This window comes from Streptococcus sp. DD11 (assembly GCF_001578865.1).
Taxonomy (GTDB): domain Bacteria; phylum Bacillota; class Bacilli; order Lactobacillales; family Streptococcaceae; genus Streptococcus; species Streptococcus panodentis.
In genome coordinates this window covers 201,980-203,699 of the sequence record NZ_KQ969397.1, presented here as the reverse complement: position 1 = coordinate 203,699, position 1,720 = coordinate 201,980, and the positions used below count along the sequence as shown (strand labels likewise).

Here is a 1,720-nt window from a genome sequence, read left to right as displayed (position 1 = left end):
AAAGACTCCGTCTGACCGACTGTTGCCCTACTTTCAGCGAGGCGAGCGAAGGACGTAATAAAAAGATAAACTAAATGACGATAAAACCCCTCACAGTGACTGCGAGGGGTTGGTGTCTTATAAGATTTTTTCTTTTTCTTTTTTCTCTTTTATCGTTTTTTAGTTTATAGCAGACAAGAGGGCATCCGCTTGGGCAGAGAGTTCTGCCAGCTTGTCTTCTGAGACAGCTAATTGGCCGGTTCCCCATGCTTCTGGATTGATGCTGACACCTGTCAGCTGGTCCACGAGGTTCATGCGGATAAACGGCAGCAGGCTGCGGTATTGCTTAAAGACTTCATCCGGTGAAGTGCCGTTGGCAACAGATGAAACAGTTACGACCTTAGCATTGAGAGCAGAAGGGCCGGTAGGGTCTGAGAGGTCCAGTGCGCGTGAAGCCCAGTCGAGCAGGTTTTTCACAACGCCCGGAATGGACCAGTTGTAAACCGGTGAGAAAATCCAGATGGCATCAGCAGCCAAGATTTCCTGACGGACCTTAGCGACAGCCGCAGGAGCCGGACTTTCAATATCTTGATTAAAGAATGGCACATCTTTAAAGTCAAGATAGGAAACTTCAGCCTTGCCCGCAAGAGCTTTTTCAGCCTGAGCAGCCAACTGGTGGTTAAAGGAACCCTGACGCAGGGAACCGACAATAAATAACACTTTAGACATTGGTTTGTCTCCTTATCATTTTTATTTTTAAGAGGGTCTGGCCTCTTGTCACAATCTATGTTACAACAATTAGCACTAATTAGCAATTAATTAGCTTAGCTTTTTGAAATTTTTCAAAATCCGAATCAGCTCCTCCTTATCCTCAGGCGGAAGAATAGACAGGGCATTTTGTACATTTTTGATATGTTCTGGCAGGGCGGCTTCGATTTTTTGGCGTCCCTGCTCGGTCAGGCCAATCAGGAAAGCCCGGCGGTCGTTGGGATCGCAGGTCCGGACAATCCAGCCGTCGCGTTCCATATTCTTGATGACAACGGTCATGTTGCCTGAAGTAGCCAGTATGCGGTCAATCAAATCCTGGATGCGCAGCTCTCCTTTGCTGTAAAGAGTCTCCAATACGGAGAATTGGGTCGGTGTCAGATCATGTTTTTTAAATATTTGGGATTCGGTAGCACGGATGGTTCTTTCGGCTTTGTGAAAGACAATCATCGTTTTTAAATCAAGCATTGTTTCTTTGCTTAAATCGTCTGTAATCTTCATAACAATATTATACCCATAAATAGTAATAAGTGCAAGAATCTGGTTCAGGAATTTTAAGAAAAATCAAAAGTTGAAAAAGAATAGAAAAATAAGAGTATTTGTAGTATAATGGCAGGGTGAAATCTAAAAACAGACAGAAAGCCCCATTCCCTATTGGGCAGTATATTATAGGGATTTTAATCGTCTTAGCAGTGCTTGTTTGCTCATTTTTGGTGATTCTGCAGTTTTCTATGCGGCCGAGGCAGTCAGCCAAAGAGGAGACGCGCAGCATTGCCAAGGAATATGCAAACCTGGAAACGGTGGACAGTTTTTCCATCTATAATGGCAGGGAGTCTTACTATAGTTTGATTGGCAAGACCAGCAGCCAGACAGCGCAAGCTGTGCTGATCTCTAAGGGGTCAAACCAGATTCGTGTCTACCGGCTGGCAGACGGCATCAGTCAGAAGGAGGCTGAGAGCCGTGCCAAGGAGCAGGG

At 45.3% G+C, this 1,720-nt stretch carries 3 protein-coding genes; 1 reads left to right on the top strand and 2 read right to left on the bottom strand.

All coding sequences use genetic code 11. The features are described from left to right. Positions 1–159: 159 nt before the first annotated feature. Together STRDD11_RS12040 and STRDD11_RS12035 are read right to left on the bottom strand one after the other, a co-directional pair. Positions 160–708: an NADPH-dependent FMN reductase gene (locus STRDD11_RS12040; protein ID WP_128837480.1), complete on the bottom strand. Its 549-nt coding sequence runs from the start codon at positions 706–708 to the stop codon at positions 160–162. A 90-nt stretch (positions 709–798) separates the two neighbouring features. Further along, the gene (locus STRDD11_RS12035; protein ID WP_128837479.1) at positions 799–1,245 is read right to left on the bottom strand and encodes a MarR family winged helix-turn-helix transcriptional regulator; all 447 of its coding nucleotides are present in this window, start codon (positions 1,243–1,245) and stop codon (positions 799–801) included. 116 nt (positions 1,246–1,361) lie between these two features. Here STRDD11_RS12035 and STRDD11_RS13765 point away from each other — a divergent pair. Further along, on the top strand, positions 1,362–1,720 hold a 359-nt coding region (locus STRDD11_RS13765; RefSeq protein WP_164828495.1), incomplete at its 3' end, for a cell wall elongation regulator TseB-like domain-containing protein.

What these genes read in the sequence shown, in the direction of transcription:
- STRDD11_RS12040 (WP_128837480.1), bottom strand. Translation starts at nt 708, where the DNA reads ATGTCTAAAGTGTTATTTATTGTCGGTTCCCTGCGTCAGGGTTCCTTT.
- STRDD11_RS12035 (WP_128837479.1), bottom strand. Translation starts at nt 1,245, where the DNA reads ATGAAGATTACAGACGATTTAAGCAAAGAAACAATGCTTGATTTAAAA.